This window comes from Clostridium sp. AF36-4 (genome assembly GCF_003435975.1).
Classification (GTDB): domain Bacteria; phylum Bacillota; class Clostridia; order Lachnospirales; family Lachnospiraceae; genus Eubacterium_F.
In genome coordinates this window covers 15,208-33,043 of record NZ_QTVH01000015.1, presented here as the reverse complement: position 1 = coordinate 33,043, position 17,836 = coordinate 15,208, and the positions used below count along the sequence as shown (strand labels likewise).

19 protein-coding genes and 2 pseudogenes are annotated in these 17,836 nt (G+C 39.2%); all 21 read left to right on the top strand.

Annotated features, from left to right (window positions below):
• The first annotated feature begins 22 nt into the window (after window positions 1-22).
• The 21 genes and pseudogenes from DW005_RS09025 to DW005_RS08920 all read left to right on the top strand — a co-directional run bounded on the left by DW005_RS09025 (window position 23) and on the right by DW005_RS08920 (window position 17,791).
• Complete coding sequence (locus DW005_RS09025) at window positions 23-1,390, top strand: MATE family efflux transporter (protein ID WP_117479035.1); 1,368 nt, start codon at window positions 23-25, stop codon at window positions 1,388-1,390.
• A 96-nt stretch (window positions 1,391-1,486) separates the two neighbouring features.
• A pseudogene (locus DW005_RS09020) lies at window positions 1,487-1,955 on the top strand (helicase-related protein); the annotation flags it as partial.
• 185 nt (window positions 1,956-2,140) lie between these two features.
• Window positions 2,141-2,401: an NUDIX domain-containing protein gene (locus tag DW005_RS09015; protein WP_117479034.1), complete on the top strand. Its 261-nt coding sequence runs from the start codon at window positions 2,141-2,143 to the stop codon at window positions 2,399-2,401.
• A gap of 1 nt (window position 2,402) precedes the next feature.
• Window positions 2,403-4,703: an Ig-like domain-containing protein gene (locus tag DW005_RS09010; RefSeq protein ID WP_117479033.1), complete on the top strand. Its 2,301-nt coding sequence runs from the start codon at window positions 2,403-2,405 to the stop codon at window positions 4,701-4,703.
• Between the two features lie 19 nt (window positions 4,704-4,722).
• Window positions 4,723-5,065, top strand: a pseudogene (locus tag DW005_RS09005) (ArsC/Spx/MgsR family protein).
• Window positions 5,066-5,236: 171 nt separating this feature from the next.
• Entirely contained in the window at window positions 5,237-6,232 is a 996-nt protein-coding gene (locus tag DW005_RS08995; protein WP_117479031.1) for a Gfo/Idh/MocA family oxidoreductase, read from the top strand.
• Between the two features lie 273 nt (window positions 6,233-6,505).
• Window positions 6,506-6,973, top strand: coding sequence for an Hsp20/alpha crystallin family protein (locus DW005_RS08990; RefSeq protein WP_117479030.1), 468 nt, complete (start codon window positions 6,506-6,508; stop codon window positions 6,971-6,973).
• A gap of 260 nt (window positions 6,974-7,233) precedes the next feature.
• Entirely contained in the window at window positions 7,234-7,362 is a 129-nt protein-coding gene (locus DW005_RS08985) for a hypothetical protein (protein WP_347461584.1), read from the top strand.
• Between the two features lie 12 nt (window positions 7,363-7,374).
• The gene (locus DW005_RS08980) at window positions 7,375-8,415 is read left to right on the top strand and encodes a phosphotransferase (RefSeq protein WP_117479029.1); all 1,041 of its coding nucleotides are present in this window, start codon (window positions 7,375-7,377) and stop codon (window positions 8,413-8,415) included.
• A 111-nt stretch (window positions 8,416-8,526) separates the two neighbouring features.
• Window positions 8,527-8,826, top strand: a complete 300-nt coding sequence (locus DW005_RS08975) for a nucleotidyltransferase domain-containing protein (protein WP_242989401.1) — start codon at window positions 8,527-8,529, stop codon at window positions 8,824-8,826.
• Complete coding sequence (locus DW005_RS08970) at window positions 8,807-9,238, top strand: HI0074 family nucleotidyltransferase substrate-binding subunit (protein ID WP_117479028.1); 432 nt, start codon at window positions 8,807-8,809, stop codon at window positions 9,236-9,238. Before DW005_RS08975 ends, DW005_RS08970 begins: the two co-directional genes overlap by 20 nt.
• Window positions 9,239-9,367: 129 nt before the next feature.
• Window positions 9,368-9,625, top strand: a complete 258-nt coding sequence (locus DW005_RS08965; RefSeq protein WP_181975005.1) for a Type 1 glutamine amidotransferase-like domain-containing protein — start codon at window positions 9,368-9,370, stop codon at window positions 9,623-9,625.
• A 385-nt stretch (window positions 9,626-10,010) separates the two neighbouring features.
• Window positions 10,011-10,352 carry a hypothetical protein gene (locus tag DW005_RS08955; RefSeq protein ID WP_117479026.1) on the top strand — a complete coding sequence of 114 codons (342 nt, stop codon included), beginning with the start codon at window positions 10,011-10,013 and terminating at the stop codon, window positions 10,350-10,352.
• A gap of 1 nt (window position 10,353) precedes the next feature.
• Window positions 10,354-11,463, top strand: coding sequence for a flagellin lysine-N-methylase (gene fliB, locus DW005_RS08950; protein ID WP_181975004.1), 1,110 nt, complete (start codon window positions 10,354-10,356; stop codon window positions 11,461-11,463).
• Window positions 11,464-11,527: 64 nt separating this feature from the next.
• Window positions 11,528-11,671, top strand: a complete 144-nt coding sequence (locus DW005_RS13825; protein ID WP_181975003.1) for a hypothetical protein — start codon at window positions 11,528-11,530, stop codon at window positions 11,669-11,671.
• Window positions 11,672-12,013: 342 nt separating this feature from the next.
• Window positions 12,014-12,961 (top strand): hypothetical protein, encoded by a 948-nt coding sequence (locus tag DW005_RS08945; protein ID WP_117479024.1) that lies wholly within the window; start codon window positions 12,014-12,016, stop codon window positions 12,959-12,961.
• 55 nt (window positions 12,962-13,016) lie between these two features.
• Window positions 13,017-13,922, top strand: a complete 906-nt coding sequence (cysK, locus tag DW005_RS08940) for a cysteine synthase A (protein ID WP_117479023.1) — start codon at window positions 13,017-13,019, stop codon at window positions 13,920-13,922.
• A gap of 42 nt (window positions 13,923-13,964) precedes the next feature.
• Window positions 13,965-14,498: a M48 family metallopeptidase gene (locus DW005_RS08935; protein ID WP_117479022.1), complete on the top strand. Its 534-nt coding sequence runs from the start codon at window positions 13,965-13,967 to the stop codon at window positions 14,496-14,498.
• Between the two features lie 124 nt (window positions 14,499-14,622).
• A complete protein-coding gene (locus DW005_RS08930) occupies window positions 14,623-15,759 on the top strand; it encodes a helix-turn-helix transcriptional regulator (protein ID WP_117479021.1) in 1,137 nt (378 codons plus the stop codon).
• 115 nt (window positions 15,760-15,874) lie between these two features.
• Entirely contained in the window at window positions 15,875-17,023 is a 1,149-nt protein-coding gene (gene fucO / locus DW005_RS08925; RefSeq protein WP_117479020.1) for a lactaldehyde reductase, read from the top strand.
• 153 nt (window positions 17,024-17,176) lie between these two features.
• Window positions 17,177-17,791, top strand: a complete 615-nt coding sequence (locus DW005_RS08920; RefSeq protein ID WP_242989399.1) for a DUF998 domain-containing protein — start codon at window positions 17,177-17,179, stop codon at window positions 17,789-17,791.
• Window positions 17,792-17,836: the final 45 nt, after the last annotated feature.

Sequence of the window (17,836 nt, the reverse complement as noted above, 5' to 3'; positions counted from 1 at the left end):
GCAGAAAAAAAGGAGGATTCACATGACTGAAAATAACAAAATGAGGGAAATGCCGGTTTATAAACTTATGATTCAAATGGGGATTCCAATGATTTTATCGATGGCATTGCAGGCGGTTTATAATATCGTGGACAGTGCTTTTGTTGGCAATATGAAGGAGGGGAGCGAGGCTGCGCTGAATGCGCTTACACTTGTGTTTCCGGTGCAAATGCTTATGGTTGCAATTGCAATTGGAACCGGAGTGGGAACGAATGCGCTTCTTGCAAGAACGCTTGGACAGGGAGATTCTAAAAAGGCGGCAATGGTTGCAGGAAACAGTTTGTTTCTGGGTTTGATTATTTATGTGATTTGTTTTTTGTTTGGAATTTTTGGTGTGAATGCATATATTTCATCACAGACAGCGAATCCGGAAGTGCTTTCTATGGGAACCAGTTACCTTAAAATCTGTTGCGTGCTTTCTTTTGGAATTGTTTTCTTTTCTTTGTTTGAAAAATTACTGCAGGCGACGGGGCGCTCACTGTATTCTACGATTGGTCAGGTGGCAGGTGCGGTAATCAATATCATTCTTGACCCGATTATGATTTATGGCATTGGACCGGTCCCGAAAATGGGTGTGGAGGGAGCCGCTTATGCAACGGTAATTGGACAGATTGCTTCGGCTGTACTGCTGTTTGTTTTTCATATCAAATTAAATAAAGAATTTGAACATGGATTCAAGTATATGAAGCCGGATGGTAAAATTATAAAAGAAATTTATGCAATCGGTCTTCCGGCGATTATTGCACAGGCACTTATGTCCATTATGGTATATGTGATGAATCTGATATTGAAATTTGATGCTTCTGCACAGACTGCATATGGGCTTTTCTATAAAGTGCAGCAATTTGTTTTGTTCCTTGCTTTTGGATTGAGGGATGCGATTACGCCGATTCTTGCATTTGCTTATGGAATGCGAAGTAAAAAAAGAATTCAGGACGGAATGAAATATGGTATTATTTTTTCGATTGGCTTGATGATTTTAGGGATTTTTATTACAGAAGTTTTTCCGGGACAATTTGCTGCCTTGTTTAATGCCGGTTCATCCAGAGAGTATTTTGTTGGAGCCATGAGAATTATTTCCATCAGTTTTCTTTTTGCGGGAATTAATGTTGCATATCAGGGAATTTATCAGGCGTTAGATGGGGGAATGGAATCGCTTGTAATCTCACTTCTCAGGCAGATGATTATTATTTTACCGTTAGCAGAAATTTTTTCTGTTTTAGTAAAAAATGGGCAGGCTGGGGTGTCACTTATTTGGTGGGCATTTCCGATTACAGAATTTGCAGCATGTTTGTTAGGTTGCGTATTTTTAAGGAGAATCCGAAAAAACAAAGTGGAATCTTTGCAGTGAGGTTAGCGTAAAAAAACTTTCGGAAAAATAAATATTGAAAAAGGCAGCTCCTTTGTATAAAGTTTTAAGTGCCGAAACAAAAAACGCAAAATAGCACGTGCGATTGAACGCTTGACGATGGATGTGCAGTCGGAAGACGATGACTACCTTGATTATTTGATTACCGTTGATATTTTTTCGGAAGGAACCGATATTGTTGAAGTAAATCAAGTAATTATGCTTCGCCCAACCCAATCGCCGATCGTATTTATTCAGCAGTTGGGGCGTGGCCTCCGAAAAGCAGAGGGGAAGGAATATGTTGTAATTCTCGATTTTATTGGAAATTATAAAAATAATTTCATGATTCCAATTGCACTATTCGGAGACAGAAGTTACAATAAAGATAATATCCGAAGATATTTGAGGGAAGGCAGCCGCGTTATTCCCGGTGCAAGTATGATTCATTTTGATTCAATACGCAGGAAATTATTATCATTTTTTGAAAATGATTGATAAGGAGTATAGCGGAGAAATGACGGACAGGGAAGAAGCCTGTCTGGAATTTGTATCCCAGAATCTGGCAAATGAAAGATATAGTAGAACTTGGAATTCGAAGATATAGTGAAGTATCACAAAAAAGAGGATATTGCAAAGAGTACAATGTATGATGACAAAGGAAGATTTCTTCCCATTATGAATTTTTAACTTCAAATGAGTCATCCGGTGAGAGAAGATATTTATCAGTATTTTGTGAATGAATAGAGGTACGATATGAAGACGATACATGTAGTGGCGGCGGTTATAGAAGCTGTCGATGAACAAGGAAAAGAAATACTTTTTGCTACCCAAAGAGGGTACGGAGATATGAAAGGCGGCTGGGAATTCTCCGGTGGAAAAATTGAGCCGGGAGAAACGCCGCAAGAGGCACTCAAACGAGAAATACAGGAAGAACTTGATACCAAAATCAAGGTGGGAAGTCTTATTGATACATTGAAGCAAAGTAAACTTATAACCCCAGAAAAGGAAGTGTGATATGAGAAAAAAATTAAGTGTATTATTATTGATTTTAGCGTTAATTATGAACCAAGCTGCTCCAATGGGCATTAAGGCGGCGGATGCAGCAGATGAAGTTAAGGTTTATGTGGAAAATGGAGAAGGCAGTCTTACGGAAGGTGACGGAACCGCCCAAAGACCGTATCAAAATATACGTACGGCCTTGAAGCAGATTCAGACGGGACAGACACTTGTACTTGTGGGTGAAGTCTCCTACACCAAATACGAGACGTGCGAAGATGGATCTCCGAAACCATTATTTGTTGATAAAGATATCACGATTGTTGGTTCAGATACGTCAGCAGGTTTGAAAATACGCAGTATGATTCAGCTGGGAGCGGATGTTACGTTTCGTGATATGTGGCTGCAAATGGTGCCGCAGGCAGGGAATGCACGTGGGACAACAATTTATGCGGCGGGACATACGCTGGTGTTGGATGCGGTAGATACGAGAGTAGGAACCAGTACATTGCAGGACGATGTGAGGCCATTGATCAGCGGTGGCGCGTACCAGGGAGAGGAAGGAAAGATGGGAAGTCACACAACGATTAAAGTGGTCAATCCCATATCCCAGACTAAGATAGCTGCAATTTATGCAGGAGATTATTATCGCGATTCCGAACAAGACAAAGTGGATATAGAACTGGATTCCAAATTGGTAGACACGGAGATTCATGCAGCGGGTGCCGATGGTCATACATTGACAGGAAATGTAAATGTTACACTGGGAAAAGATAGTAATGTAACGGATTTTGACAAGACGGATCTGATAGGTGAGTTGAATGTCAATGTGAAAGCGGGAGCTCATATTGATACCTTGTCATTTTCCGGTATCAATAATCTCACGATGGCAGAAAAGTCGCGGATCACGCTTCCTAAGGAGGCGGATTTTAACGTAAATAACGTCTTTTGCGAGAAAAATGCGGTGCTTGATCTCAGACAAATGTCAACGAATCCGAGTGTTGCAAACAATTTTACCGGTGTAACGGTATCCGGCGAGGATCAAACATGTGGCTCCGTTTTGGTTGGAAATGATACTACACTTGAGATAAAAGGAGAAGTCTATGGTCTAACAAAATTAAACGTAAATGGCTCAGAATATATGGCGAGATTTGTGGAGAATCATTGTTACATACAGGCAAAGGCCTCTTCGAGTGGGAATTTTTCAATTGAGGGCACGCAGTATACAAATTTTCAATTAAATAAAAAGAAAACCGAAGAAATATATTCCTGGATTATTGGAAAACTGGAAAATGAGGACGCAGATGACTTTTATTGGATTGGAGATGCAGATAAAAAATCTGTGATCAGTCAGCAGGGAAAAGAATATTATTATCCGGTTGAATTTAAAAAGGCAGATGGTACGGTTTATAAGCCAACGTTTGAGGAACTTTTTTATGATTACGATTTGGCATTGACGAAGGAAAACGGGGAAGCGGTTGATTTAGAGGAAGCGGCTTTCTGCAGTTGGGATGAGGAGTGTATTAACGAGGGGCAAAGCCAATATAATCAGGTGATTGTATGTATATACGACTGGGAGAACTGTAAGGGTGAACTGACATTGACGCTGACCCATTCGAAAACCGGCAAGAGTATATCGCGAGTGCTTTTGGTGGGTGAAGAACAGCCGATTCCGACAGTAACCCCAACCATGACCCCAACGCCGACGGCAACGCCAACCGTAGCGCCGACAACAGCGCCAACGCAGGTGCCGACGCCGACGGTTCCAACTCCGGCTGCGACAGAAGTACCAAATTCAACACCCGATGCCACACCTGTAATACTTCCAACGCCACCAACGGTAACACCATTGCCGCCAACTAGTGAACCGCGGGCATTTACATTGAACAAGACATCTGTCACATTGTATACAAAAGGGAAAAAAATCATACAGCTTAGTGCTGATACAGAAAGTGTAGTGAAATATACATCTGACAATGAAAAAGTGGCAGTTGTAGATGAAAATGGCCGGGTAACAGCAAAAAAAGCAGGAACTGCTTTGATTACTGCGAGTGCAGATGGTTATCAGAGCACGTGCAGGATTGTTGTAAAGAAACCAACATTTAAAGTGGCGAAAAAGATGATAAAGGTCAAAAAAGGGAAAAAGGCTCGTATTATTGTTAAAGTCCGTCCAACAAAGAAAGTTGTGTTTGCTTCCGCGAATAAAAAGATTGCAGCAGTTACCAAAAAGGGAATGCTAAAAGGCATGAAGAAGGGGCGGACAAAAATAAAAGTAAAGTGTTATGGAATAACGAAGACAGTTATTGTTATCGTGAAATAATACGATATAGGAGGTAGGTATGAACATCCAAATCTTTGGCAGCAAAAAAAGACAACGACACAAAAAAAGCACAGCGTTTTTTCAAGGAACGTGGAATCCGGTTTCAATACATTGATCTGTGGGAAAAGACACTAAGCAAAGGCGAATTCCGATCGGTGGCAGCCGTCAATGGCGGACTGGAAGGCATGATTAACAAAGAATGTAAGGACCGGGATGCTCTTGCATTGGTGACGTATATTGCGGAAGAGGATAAGTTGGATAAGATACTTGAAAATCCGCAGATTTTAAAAATTCCGATCGTTCGCAATGGCAGACAGGCGACACTGGGATATCAGCCGGATGTGTGGAAGACGTGGGAATAAAGGAGCTGCCTATGAATCAAGATACTTTAAGTATCTCAAGAAAAAGAATATTGGGAAGAATGCTTTTCGTGGAATTCCGAGAAAAGCATCGGTTTATGTGCCGCCCGGAAAAATGAAAAGCTATCGAAAATGGCTGAAAAAAGCAGGATTGAAATGCCAAGGAGGAAAAAAATGGAAAAGATAAGATGGGGAGTTTTAGGAACAGCAGGAATTGCCAGAGATTGCAGCATACCGGGAATGCAGAAGGCAGAAAATTGTGAACGGTATGGAATTGCAGGGCGCAGCTTGAAAAAAGCAGAAGATTATAAAGATATGTTTGGGTTTGAAAAAGCATACGAAGGGTATGAAGCACTTTTGTCAGACCCCAAAGTGCAGGCAGTTTATATTCCGCTTCCAAATAATCTTCATTATGAATGGGTAAAAAAAGCTATTGCAGCAGGAAAGCATGTGCTGTGCGAAAAACCATTGGCGCCGACACCCAAACAAACAGTAGAACTTTTTGAGGCAGCAAAAGAGAAGGGGGTATTTTTAATGGAAGCATATGCCTACCTTCACAGTCCTTTTGTTACAGCACTTAAAAAAGAAATTGAAGAAGGAACAATTGGAGAAATCCGTTATATTGAATCTCAGTTTTTGACTTCATATTATGATAAGAGCAACATTCGTCTGCACAAAGAAAATTATGGGGGTGCAGTTTATGATCTTGGCTGTTATAATACAAGTATGCTGTTAAAACTTTTGGAAGATATGCCATCCCGGGTAAAAGCAATGGCACAGTATGATGAAAATGGCGTTGATATATATACAGCTGCATTGTTAAATTATGAAAATGATGTACGTGCATCGATAACATGCGGGATGATTTTTGAAAAAGATAAGCCGCATCGTTATGATAGATTGTATATTCACGGAACAAAAGGCGACATCAAATCCGATACGAAATTTAACCAAGAGGGAAATGCTTCCTATACGTTGATTATTGAAGGAAAAGAGCAGATTCGAAATGTATACTGCCCACATAATTATCAATTAGAAATAGAGCAGCTGGGAAGATGCATAATCGAAGGCGAGACCCCTGTTGTGACAGCTGATTTTTCGATTAAAAATGCAAAAATACTAGATGCTATATTGCAAGAGATCGGTTACTTTGAAAGTAATGTAATGTGAGCACAACGAAATTTCGGCATTTATAAGAGGACACAAAAAAAACACAAAAAAATTAGCGCTCACCTCTTGACAGTGCTAACAATTAGCGGTATAACATAGTTAACGATAAGGAAAGGGGTTACGAAAAGGAACCCGGATCCGAATCGAAATTTAACAATCGACACTTCAGATTTCTCTGATGGTGCTAATAATACAAAAGTCTAAGTGCCTATGGTGTTTTGCAGGAACCCATATTTCCGACACTTGTTACAAGAAGGAAAGGAGAAATGACTTATGTTAAGACCTAGTATTTTTGGAGAGAGTTTGTTTGATGATTGGATGGATGATTTTCCATTTGGTAAGGAATTTGAGAAGGCTATGTTTCCGGCGAAAGATCCTCTTTATGGAAAACATGCAAAGAACATGATGAAGACAGATGTCCGCGAGACAGATGATGCGTATGAGGTTGACATTGATCTGCCTGGCTTCAAGAAAGATGAAATAACCGCTGAACTGAATGATGGTTATATTACCATTTCGGCAGCAAAAGGTTTGGACAAAGATGAAAAAGATAAAAAGACCGGTAAGTACATTCGTAAAGAACGTTATGCCGGCAGCATGAGCCGAAGTTTTTACATCGGTGGGGGAATTACCCAGGATGAGATTTCGGCGAAGTATGAAAATGGTATCTTGCAACTGAAGATTCCGAAAAAGACAGACAAAGCAGTTGCCGGTAAAAATTATATCGCAATTGAAGGATAATCATTCAACAAGTCCCCTTCAGAGATCGAGCCATCTGAAGGGGACTTGTTTTTTAGCAAAAACCATTGTAAGATTTGAAACGTACTTTATATTCTTTCATTTGCTGCCCTTCACGGCTTTCTATTTTCGTTGAATTTCCCGTAGGAATCTCATAGTATACTTAAATAAAAATTACAATAATTTACTGGAAATAAATAGATGCCGCAGTGAGAAAAAACTGGCTTGAAAGGATATCCTATGTTACAATGTGGATATAAAAAATGGAGGCAAAGCGCCTTGGCTGTTATGAGGTAACGCTCAATGTGTGGGCCGGAAATACATCGGCAGAAAAATTTTATGAGAAAATGGGATTGAAAACAAAAGAGAGACAGATGGAATATATCTTGTAAGAAGATGGGATTATGAACATCAGTATGACTATTTTAACAGAGAAAGGGGACATCATGGCACTAGAGGAGACGGTTTTGGATGGGGAAAATATGACGAATCTTTTAAAAGCAAATTGGGATATTTCATGTACTTCTTACAGAAAACTTGCGATAGGAACTGCAAATTGTTTTACTGTTAATGATGGCAGTAATACTTATTTTTTGAAAGAATACCAATCGTATATTGAGGATTGCGATATTATCAGGGAAGCAAAAATATTGGAGAAATTGAAAAATTGCGGAATCCCTTCGACAGATTTTATTGAAACAGTTTCGGGAGAAAAAATGGTAAAATACAAAGGACATCGATTCGTATTGCAAAAATACATGAGTGGACAATCTTATGGGTACAATGATTTCCCGGAGGAAATGCTTCCGCAAATGGCGGTTATGCTTGCCAAAATTCATATTGCATTAAAAGATATGGAACTGCCTGTTGATATGGATGCTGTGTGGGTAAATGGTGATGCTGTTTCCAAATATGATAATATATTAGAAGTATTGGAGCAGCATAGGGAAGATTCTTTATATAAACAAATCAAAGAAGATTTATTATATAAGCGTACTGTATTGCAGAAAAATCAAAATATATTTCGGAGATATTTTGAAGGAATAACGTATAGTCCCAGTCACGGCGACTATCAAGGATGTCAGATTATTGGGGAAAATAATCGGATAAAGGCAGTAATTGACTTTACATCGGCAAGAAAACTGCCGGTGGTATGGGAATTAATGAGGTCATTTGTGCAGACATCGCATAATTCAAGAAACAATGCTAAAATTGATTTGCAGGATTTGCGTCATTATGTAAAAGCATACTGTGAGTATTTTCCGTTAAGTGACAAGGATTTAAATGCAATGCCATATGTATATGTGTTTCAATTGCTTCGAAGTACCTATGGTTATAAAGAGTATTTATTGAGCAATTCGGAAGATAGAGAGGGCTTGATTTCTTTTGCTTTTTGGAGAACAAAAATATGTAAAGAGGTGCTTGGACATATTGATGAAATTTAGCACAATTGATAATTGAGGAGGAAAGCATCACTTTACGAAGAACCACTCCGATGTTATAATTGTGGGGAAAATGATATTAAGTGGAACAAGGTTAAGGAGGTGCAGATTGATTTGAAAAGTAATGTTGGACTGCAAGTTATGCCAATAGATGAGTTGATAGAAAGGGTGGCGTCTGTTTGTAAACGATGTGGGGCTGAACATTTGGATTTATTTGGATCATTTGCAACGGGAACTGCCACGGCCAGAAGTGATATTGATTTTGTTGTATACGGTGATGTGGATAGTGAACTTTTAAATCAGATGATTAGCCAGATAGATACCTTGCGAAAAATTGATATTTTTTATTATAATGAAATAAATGATGAATATTTATTGGAGGATATAGAGAATTATGGAAGAAAAATATTTTAATCGCTATCGTTCATTTTGCAGAAGTCTAAGAAATTTAAAGAAGAGTAAATCTGCAGACCCAGCAGCGGAGTTTGTTTTAGAGGGGACCATTCAAAATTATAATTTGACATTTGACTTGGCTTGGAAAGTTATGAAGGATATTTTGGTTAAACAGTTGGGAATAACAGATTTTGCTATTGGGTCTCCAAGAGAAGTTTTACAATCAGCATTTACAAATGGATTAATTAGTGATGATATATGGTTAAAAATGCTAAAAACAAGAAATTTATTAGCACATGATTATGATGGCAAGATAGCAGAGAAAAACTTTCAGGAAATTATTTCAAATTATTATGATGCTTTTGATGGACTTAACGATGTAATTACCAAGTTTTATGATGGTAGTTTGCCATCGATTGATAGCTTCGACTAGTAATTGAATCTATATAATATTTTACAGTTTGGATTTAAGTAACAATAAGATACTTGAATATTTGGACTGTAATTATAGTGTTAAGGTGACAGGGTACACACGAAGGTAAGAAGTGAGAGGGGGATGATTATGGGAAGGATTGTAGCAATATCCAGTGGAAATTTATTAACAACCAGACCATTAAATAAGTATGCAATTAAATTATTGAAGAAACAAAATCCGAGAGTCCTTTTTGTTGGAACAGCGAGCCATGATGCGCAGGAATATATTCACACATTTACAAATGAGTATGAAAAACTTGGCTGTGAGGTGAATGCCAATGCGTTTGTTCTTGAATATAAAAATCAAATGCTTAAAAAAACAAAGGTGGAGTTTAGTGTATTATAATTTTATGGGGAGCACGACAATATGAACTATACATTTAAAGAAAATCAACTTGATTATGAAACATATTACATATTAAGAAAGTCAATTAAGTGGAATAATTGGAGCAGGGAACAGGCAGAAATTGCTTTTGGAACATATTGAGAAAAATATGTGTGTTGGAAGTCGTGTTAGTGTACAACTTATATCTGAGCCAGACAAAGAACAGTTTTATATAAAACAAGGATTTAAGCTTATTCCACATGAGTATTGCGGACCGGCGTTGCGGAAGGTTATTTATAAAAAAGGATAGGTTTATGCGAATAGGAAAGCAAGAAAAGTCATTGACATATATATTTGCACTCAATAAAATATAAACAAATAATACCAGATAAGAGAGGACAAAAAGGTGCAGGAAACCAGATATAAAATCATTCGTATTGACGAAGAAGATTATGGATGTGAGGAACGACCGGATGACTATGTTCCTATGGTAAGTGTTTTGGTAAAAGCAATCGAGCCGGATGACTTTGGCGATTTTCCGGAAAGAATTATAATGATGGAAGATGAAATTATGTATCGCAGAAACCTTGATGAGGGGGACGAAGCGGTAATTGGGCTCGATGGAGGATTGTTTCCGCCGGGGATGTTTTGCAATGAAGTCGATGACGGTGAAAACAATACCAAGGCCGATTTGCAGGGAGAATGGTTAGAAGATTATTTAGATGCTTTGGAGGAAATGGAAGAGTAAGATGAAAATATATCAGCCGGATTATTATGACAAATTTCAGTGTACGGCATCCAAATGTCCAATGACGTGCTGCATGCAGTGGCGTATTGCGGTGGATGACGAAACATTCCATAAGTGGGATGACGAATGGAAAGAGAAAGTAAAGGAAGTTGAAGAAGGGCGCATAATCGAATTGAAAAATGATGGTATGTGTCCATTTCTGAATGAGAAGAAATTGTGCAAAATTGTATTGCGGGATGGTGAGGGGGCAATTTCTGAAACATGCCATACTTTTCCGCGGGAAGAACATGAGTATATTGGGAGAGTTGAGCGTGCATTGACGCCCGGATGCCCGGCTGTGCTGGATTTGTTATGGAAGCAGGAGTGTTTTCAGATTCAGAAAAAAGAGGAACAAATGGAAGGAATAGCAGAAGAAATTTATGAGGTAAATCCGGTGTTGTTTGAAATCCGGGATTGGTTTCTGGGTATTGTAAATACGCGGGAAATTAAATTAAATACCACGCTGGAAATCTGTTTTTTAATTGCGCTGGATTTATACGAATTGGAACAAAAGGGCGTTCTTGAAGATGAATTCCAAAGTTACAAAAACACCACAGATATTTGGAAAATTCAAAAAGCAATTGGAGAAAATTACACAATAACAGAAGAACGTCTGGAAGAATATAATTTGCTGTTTTTGGATGTTTCACAGATTTATCAGGAACAAAATATTTATGGAGATTTTCTAGTGCCGCTGGCAGAGGAGGCAGAGAAGATTAACGGTAAAGAAACCGAGTGTTTTAAGACGTATCAGCACAAGATAAATAAATGGGCAAAAGAGCTTCGGAATCTTTTTGCGGAAGAAATCTCATCAGCTATTATTACGCCGGGAACCGGTCAGGTTTTGGATATTCTTGTGAAATTGGAATGGATGGCAATGGAATATGCTGTGTTGTCACAGGCATTATTTTTGCAGCAGCGAAAAGGAGAATTAACGGATAAAAAAATACAGAAAAGCGTATGTGTTGTATTTCGTATGATGGGTTATGCAGATGACGATATTTGGGAATACATGGAGAATTGTTTTGATAGTGTGATCTGGCCATGGGAGTATTATTCTCTGTTGGTATGATGTTTGCCGTACCATTGAGAAATATACAGATGGATTAATTTTTAATGCACGCATGAATGAAATTATGGAAACATTAAGTGCCGCAAAAACATCGAAAAAAGATGGGAAAGGAAATCGATATGTAGAATTAATGAGAGGTCATGTACCGTTAATAGATGTAGCAGCAACCGCATCTAGAAAGGCATTTCGGAATGCGTTTATAAGATAAAGAAAAACTGAGTTTGGAAGGATTGGTTTGTGACAAATGTTTGCTGCCGGTTCCTTTGTATTCCAGTAATTCCGTAGAAAAACTTTGTGACGAGTGGGTTTTGAGTACGTCGGTATGAGGCACTGGTGGTTTCAGTGCCCATACCGCTACGCGCTCAACAAACGGGAGTGCCCACGAGACGCAAAGCTTTTCTACGGAATTACGGAAAACAAAAAAGTGGCAACGAACACTTGACACAAACGATTCACGATTTTGAATTGCATTTATTATTTATCGTGGTAAAATAGAAACAGGTTCCTTGTTCGAGGAGGGACTAATTTTATATGGATTGGAGAAAAAAGTATGAAAAGATTATTAGTAGCTCTGATTATGCTGGCTGCATTTTTCTGCTTGCCGGTTAAAGCAGAAGCTGCTGGGAAAACGCTCCGCATTCCGGGACCAGCTTGCCAAAAAGGAAATGATATTTATTATTGTTATACCATGGGCGGTCTGCGCATGAATTTGATGAAGATAAATAAGAAAACAAATAAGGTTACAAAAATTGTTTCCTACAAAAACAAGGGGAAAGATACGAATGCTTTTGAAAATTTGAATGTGAAGGGCAATGCCATTTATGCAGCAAATGATTTAGTATGTGGAACAGGAGCATCCGATAGTTATATATGCCGGATTGACAGCAAGAAAAAAACGAAAAAATTACTTACCAAGGGAAGAAATCCGGTTTTGATTGGTAAAAAAATATATTTTATTAAGACTGATTATAACAAAGAATACGACAGTGATAAAGATATGGGAATTTATGTTATGAACCTTTCCGGCAAAAAAATAAAGAAGGTCTGTAAAATGCCGGTTTCCGGGCTTTATGAGCTGGGAACCGATGGCAAAAATTTTGTCTATAGTTATTATAACAAAAAAGGGAAATTATCGCTTCGCTATATGACGAAAAAGGGCAAAAAACTGGGTGCTTATAAAAAAACGGAGTCATCTTTTTGCAGTCCGTCTTACAACTTAAGAAGTACAGTAGGAAACAAGCAATATTATATTGCAGGAAATCGCGTAGTGTGTGTGGACAAAACGACAAATGAGACAACGGTTTTGGCCGATTTTGGAACCGGCATTAGTTCCTATGTGGACAATTTTCAGGTGTTTCATGATGTGATTTTGGTTCGCGGAGTTAAGGAAGAATATATTCCTGCGTACAAAGAAATGGCAGGAAAAGGATATATCTATATGATTCATTTAAATGATTTGTCCAAGGTCTTGCTGAAAAAATACAATAGTGGCGAATAAAGGAGAAATAATATGATTTTTCGAAGTCGCTCATTTAAGGAGGCAAAGACATTTTATGTATTATAATAATGTACTTGATTTAATTGGAAATACACCACTTATGTGCCTGCAGGAGAGCACAGGTTACAATATATTTGCAAAGGCAGAGTTTTTGAATCCCGGCGGAAGTATTAAAGACCGTATCGCAAAGAATATGATTGAGACGGCAGAGGCGGAAGGTAAGTTAAAACCGGGGATGACAATTATTGAACCTACGAGTGGAAACACAGGAATTGGTCTGGCTCTTGTTGGAGTGAGAAAAGGGTACGAGGTTATTATTGTGATGCCGGAAAACATGAGTGAGGAGCGAAAAAAGGTAATTCAGGCATTTGGTGCCAAGCTTGTCCTCACAGAGCCGAAACTTAGTATTGGCGGTGCAGTGGATAAGGCAAATGAGATAGCAAGCGCAGATCCTGAGAAATATTATATGCCACAGCAGTTTGTGAATCCGGCAAATCCGGAAGCACATTATCGGAAAACGGCAGTCGAACTTAGTGAGCAGCTGGGAAAGAAAATTGATATTTATGTTTCCGGTGTGGGAAGCGGAGGCACCTTACAGGGGATTGCCAAGTATTTGCTTGAGCAAAATCCAGATACGAAAATTGTGGCGGTAGAGCCAAAAGGAGTTTCGGCACTTCACGGAGATGGACCGGGAATCCACCAGATACAAGGAATTGGAGATGGATTTATTCCGGATGTATTAGACACCGGTTTGATTACCGATGTTGTTGAGGTATCGGACGAGGATGCGATAAATACAGCGAGAAAACTTGCAAAAGAGCAGGGGCTTTTGGTAGGAACTTCATCTGGGGCGAATGTATTTGCGGCAATGCAGATGGCAGAAAAATACGGAAAAGACAAAGTGATTGCAACGGTTCTTGCAGACCGTGCGGAGAGATATTTTAGCACGGGATTAATCTAACGTGGAGAGATGAGCAAATAAAAAACTGAGGATTTTTATAGGATGAAAGTACAGGTGATTCGTTCCAATCGAAAAACAATCGGACTTGAGGTGCGCGCGGATGAAAGTGTGATTCTGCGGGCGCCTCAGTGGCTTTCCGAAAAAGAATTGGATGAATGGATTGGGGAGCATGCCTATTGGATTGAAGAAAAAGTAAAACAGATGCGGCAGAGAAATTTGAACAAGAAACTGACTGGGGCACCTGCCGTTGATGAAATTTTGGATGTAGAGTGGAAAAGTATCTTGGGAGAATTTACAGAGAGAGTAAACTATTTTTGCAAAATTATGGAGGTCACCGTTGGCAGAATCACCATCCGCAATCAGAAGACAAGATGGGGGAGCTGCAGCTCAAAGGGCAATGTGAATTTTAATTATCAGTTGTATTATATGCCACGAGAACTTATGGATTATGTCATTATTCATGAACTTTCGCACAGACGTCATATGAACCATTCGGCAGAATTTTGGCAGGAAGTAGAGAAATATTGCAAGACATATCGGGAATGCAGGAAAAAGTTGAGGGATTATGAAATCTAAAGTAGTTTGGGGCTTTTTAATCTGACTTTAAATAAATTCAAGGATGCGTTGATTGTTTTCTTCTTTTCGTAATGATATAGTGAAATCACGGTACCGAATAATGATAAATTAGGAGGAATTGAATATGATGCTAGGAAACAATATTCGAATTGCCAGAAAACGAATGGGATTGACACAGGAAGAACTGGCAATGCAGATTGGAGTGACTGCCCAGGCGGTAAGTCGATGGGAATCAGAGGCAGGACTGCCGGATACATCGCTTATTGTGCCGTTAGTACAGGCGCTGCAGATTTCTACGGATACTTTATTTGGAATGGACCAAATGAAGCAGGAAGATGCCATGTATATGGAGATTAAACGCGAGTATGAGAAGATTGAAAGCAATGAAAAAACACCTGCGGATGCGGCGAAAAAAGAATGTGAATACATCGCTGGACGTCTTGAGGTAAATCCCTCGGATTTTGTTCTGGCAACCTGCATGGTTGAGCGCGTGGCTAATTTAAGCCGTTATGCAGATGAAAAAGGATTTTTTAAGGGGCAGGAATTCATTTGGGACAAATACCGCAAGAAGGCGATTCAGTGTGCCACTCAGGTGATTCGGTTTTGTCAGAAAACAGAATGGGTGGAACGTGCACATTATGCAGTCGCGTGGGTGTATATTCATGATAGGGATTATGTCAGTGCCAAAGACCACGTCAGAGCACTTCCCAGTGTAAAATCGAATCGTATGCAGGAAAGTATTATGGCACAAATTGCTGATTTTGAGGGTGGCGTGGATGAGATGAAGAAAGTTGTCTGCGAAAATCTTCAAAATTTTGTAAGAGCGATAAATAAAGAAAATCTTTATGCTATGGAATCATTTGCGTGGGAAGTGTCTGCGGATGAGGCAGTTGCGTATGGCAGGTGGAGTATTGATATTATGGATGTATTTAGCAGGAAAAAGGAACTTTTGCCGTATTGCCGTGGATTTTTTCGTGACATTTATATGTATATGATTCATGCTGATTTGCGTGATGAAAATTATGAGCGGGCAGCCCTTCATTGGAATGAATTAAAAGAAGGTATGCAGAAGCATTATGGTTACTATCAGATGGTGCTTGGCGATGAAGGCGAAGAGGTCAAATTTCCAAAACGCCAGCTGGGGAATATGCGTGCCTATACGAAAGAATATATGGAAGAAAAACAGCAGGAAATTTTACAGAGATTAACAAGCTGGGAAGGAGAAGAAAAAATAAAAAAATTCCGCCAATATTTAGATTAAATTCGAATCACCCCTTGAATTTCCTGGAAAACTTAGTATAATATACACTATAAAACGAAATGAATTTGCTTATTTTTGTGCAAATTCAACAAAAGAATAAAGGGGGACTTAATCTATGGCAAACAGATTTGTATTGAATGAGACATCATATCATGGTGCAGGAGCAATTGCGGATATTGCGACGGAGACGAGAAGCCGCGGCTTCAAGAAAGCGTTTGTATGTTCAGATCCGGATTTGGTAAAATTCGGTGTAACACAGAAGGTGCTTGATGTGCTGGATAAAAATGGTATGGCGTATGAGTTATATTCCAATATTAAACCAAATCCAACCATTGAGAATGTACAGACTGGTGTGCAGGCATTTAAGGATGCAAAAACGGATTATTTGATTGCGATAGGCGGTGGTTCTTCGATGGATACAGCAAAAGCAATTGGAATTATTATTAATAACCCGGAGCATGAAGATGTGATAAGTCTTGAAGGTGCGGTAGATACAAAGAATAAGAGTGTACCGATTTTCGCAGTACCTACGACAGCGGGAACGGCTGCCGAGGTTACGATTAACTATGTAATTACCGATGCGGCGAAAAATCGTAAAATGGTTTGTGTAGACCCGCATGATATTCCGGTTGTTGCATTTATTGATCCGGATATGATGTCGTCTATGCCAAAGGGCTTGACAGCTGCAACAGGAATGGATGCATTGACACATGCGATTGAAGGATATATTACAGCAGGAGCATGGGAATTGTCCGATATGTTCCATTTGAAAGCAATCGAAATTATTTCACGTTCTCTGCGTGGCGCAGTGGAAAATACACCGGAGGGCAGAGAAGGTATGGCACTTGGACAGTATGTTGCCGGCATGGGCTTTTCTAATGTTGGACTTGGTATTGTTCACTCAATGGCACATCCTCTTGGTGCTTTATATGATACACCACACGGAATTGCAAATGCAATTATTCTGCCTACTGTTATGGAATACAATGCAGAAGCAACCGGTGAAAAATATCGTGATATTGCAAAAGCAATGGGCGTTGAGGGCACGGAAAATATGTCACAGGAAGAATATCGCAAAGCGGCTGTTGATGCCGTAAGAAAACTTTCAAAGGATGTTGGAATTCCAGCAGATTTGAAAGAAATTGTAAAGAAAGAGGACATTCCGTTCCTCGCACAATCGGCTTATGATGATGCGTGCCGTCCGGGAAATCCGAAAGAAACAAGTGTAGAAGATATTACAAAATTATATGAAAGTCTTCTGTAAAATGGAGTAATAAAATAAGGCTGCCATCCGAGTGGATGGCAGTTTTTATGATGGTGGAACATATAAAATTGACACAAACAGATAGAAAAAATGACTTTTATTATAAATGGGAAATAAGTAGAATAATATCAGAATAAAGAGAGGATGAGTATTGTGAAGTTATCAAAATTAGGAATCTGTGGTGTCATTAGTTTGCTGTCGTATTTGGCGATGGTTTTGTTTTCGCCGCTTGCCTATCCGGGGTATGACTGGATGAGTATGGCGGTCAGTGAATTGAGTGCAGTAGGAGCTCCATCGAGAGAACTTGCGGCACAGCTTAACAGTTTATTTGGACCATGTGCGTTAGTTTCGGTTATGGCAGTTTGTGTCGCAATTGCAAATTGCGAGGTTAAAAAGGTAAGGCTTGGTGTTTACTTCTTTGCTGCTATGGAATGGATGTGCGCGGTAGGATATCAGTGTTTTCCATGGGTTTCTGAGGCAGACGGAGTTTGCTTTCAAAATGTAATGCATTTAGTGATTACGGCAGTAGTTGTATTATTGTCGATTGCTTCGCTTATATTGATTGGCGTGGGAACAGCAAAGACAAAATGGAAATCGCTTGGCATATGGGCGTTTATTTGCCTTTTTGCCATGTTTGCCGGGGCAATTGGTTCCAATGTTTTGCCGAAAAGTATGTTTGGTATTGCCGAAAGAGTAAGCACATTTTCAGCGGTTGTATTTAATGCTGTGCTTGGTATGTATTTGTTCTTAAAAAAATTTGATAATTAAAAAAAGCCCGAAACGGATACAATATAATATCTGTTTCGGGCTTCC

Excerpts from the sequence above, each read along its gene's own strand:
- DW005_RS08985 (WP_347461584.1), top strand. The coding sequence starts at position 7,234 with ATGGAGGCAAAGCGCCTTGGCTGTTATGAGGTAACGCTCAATGTGTGG.
- DW005_RS08930 (WP_117479021.1), top strand. The coding sequence starts at position 14,623 with ATGATGCTAGGAAACAATATTCGAATTGCCAGAAAACGAATGGGATTG.
- DW005_RS09025 (WP_117479035.1), top strand. The coding sequence starts at position 23 with ATGACTGAAAATAACAAAATGAGGGAAATGCCGGTTTATAAACTTATG.
- DW005_RS08995 (WP_117479031.1), top strand. The coding sequence starts at position 5,237 with ATGGAAAAGATAAGATGGGGAGTTTTAGGAACAGCAGGAATTGCCAGA.
- DW005_RS08945 (WP_117479024.1), top strand. The coding sequence starts at position 12,014 with ATGAAAAGATTATTAGTAGCTCTGATTATGCTGGCTGCATTTTTCTGC.
- DW005_RS08980 (WP_117479029.1), top strand. The coding sequence starts at position 7,375 with ATGAACATCAGTATGACTATTTTAACAGAGAAAGGGGACATCATGGCA.
- fliB (WP_181975004.1), top strand. The coding sequence starts at position 10,354 with ATGAAAATATATCAGCCGGATTATTATGACAAATTTCAGTGTACGGCA.
- DW005_RS09015 (WP_117479034.1), top strand. The coding sequence starts at position 2,141 with ATGAAGACGATACATGTAGTGGCGGCGGTTATAGAAGCTGTCGATGAA.
- DW005_RS08990 (WP_117479030.1), top strand. The coding sequence starts at position 6,506 with ATGTTAAGACCTAGTATTTTTGGAGAGAGTTTGTTTGATGATTGGATG.
- DW005_RS08970 (WP_117479028.1), top strand. The coding sequence starts at position 8,807 with ATGGAAGAAAAATATTTTAATCGCTATCGTTCATTTTGCAGAAGTCTA.
- DW005_RS08965 (WP_181975005.1), top strand. The coding sequence starts at position 9,368 with ATGGGAAGGATTGTAGCAATATCCAGTGGAAATTTATTAACAACCAGA.
- DW005_RS08935 (WP_117479022.1), top strand. The coding sequence starts at position 13,965 with ATGAAAGTACAGGTGATTCGTTCCAATCGAAAAACAATCGGACTTGAG.
- DW005_RS13825 (WP_181975003.1), top strand. The coding sequence starts at position 11,528 with ATGGAAACATTAAGTGCCGCAAAAACATCGAAAAAAGATGGGAAAGGA.
- fucO (WP_117479020.1), top strand. The coding sequence starts at position 15,875 with ATGGCAAACAGATTTGTATTGAATGAGACATCATATCATGGTGCAGGA.
- DW005_RS09010 (WP_117479033.1), top strand. The coding sequence starts at position 2,403 with ATGAGAAAAAAATTAAGTGTATTATTATTGATTTTAGCGTTAATTATG.
- cysK (WP_117479023.1), top strand. The coding sequence starts at position 13,017 with ATGTATTATAATAATGTACTTGATTTAATTGGAAATACACCACTTATG.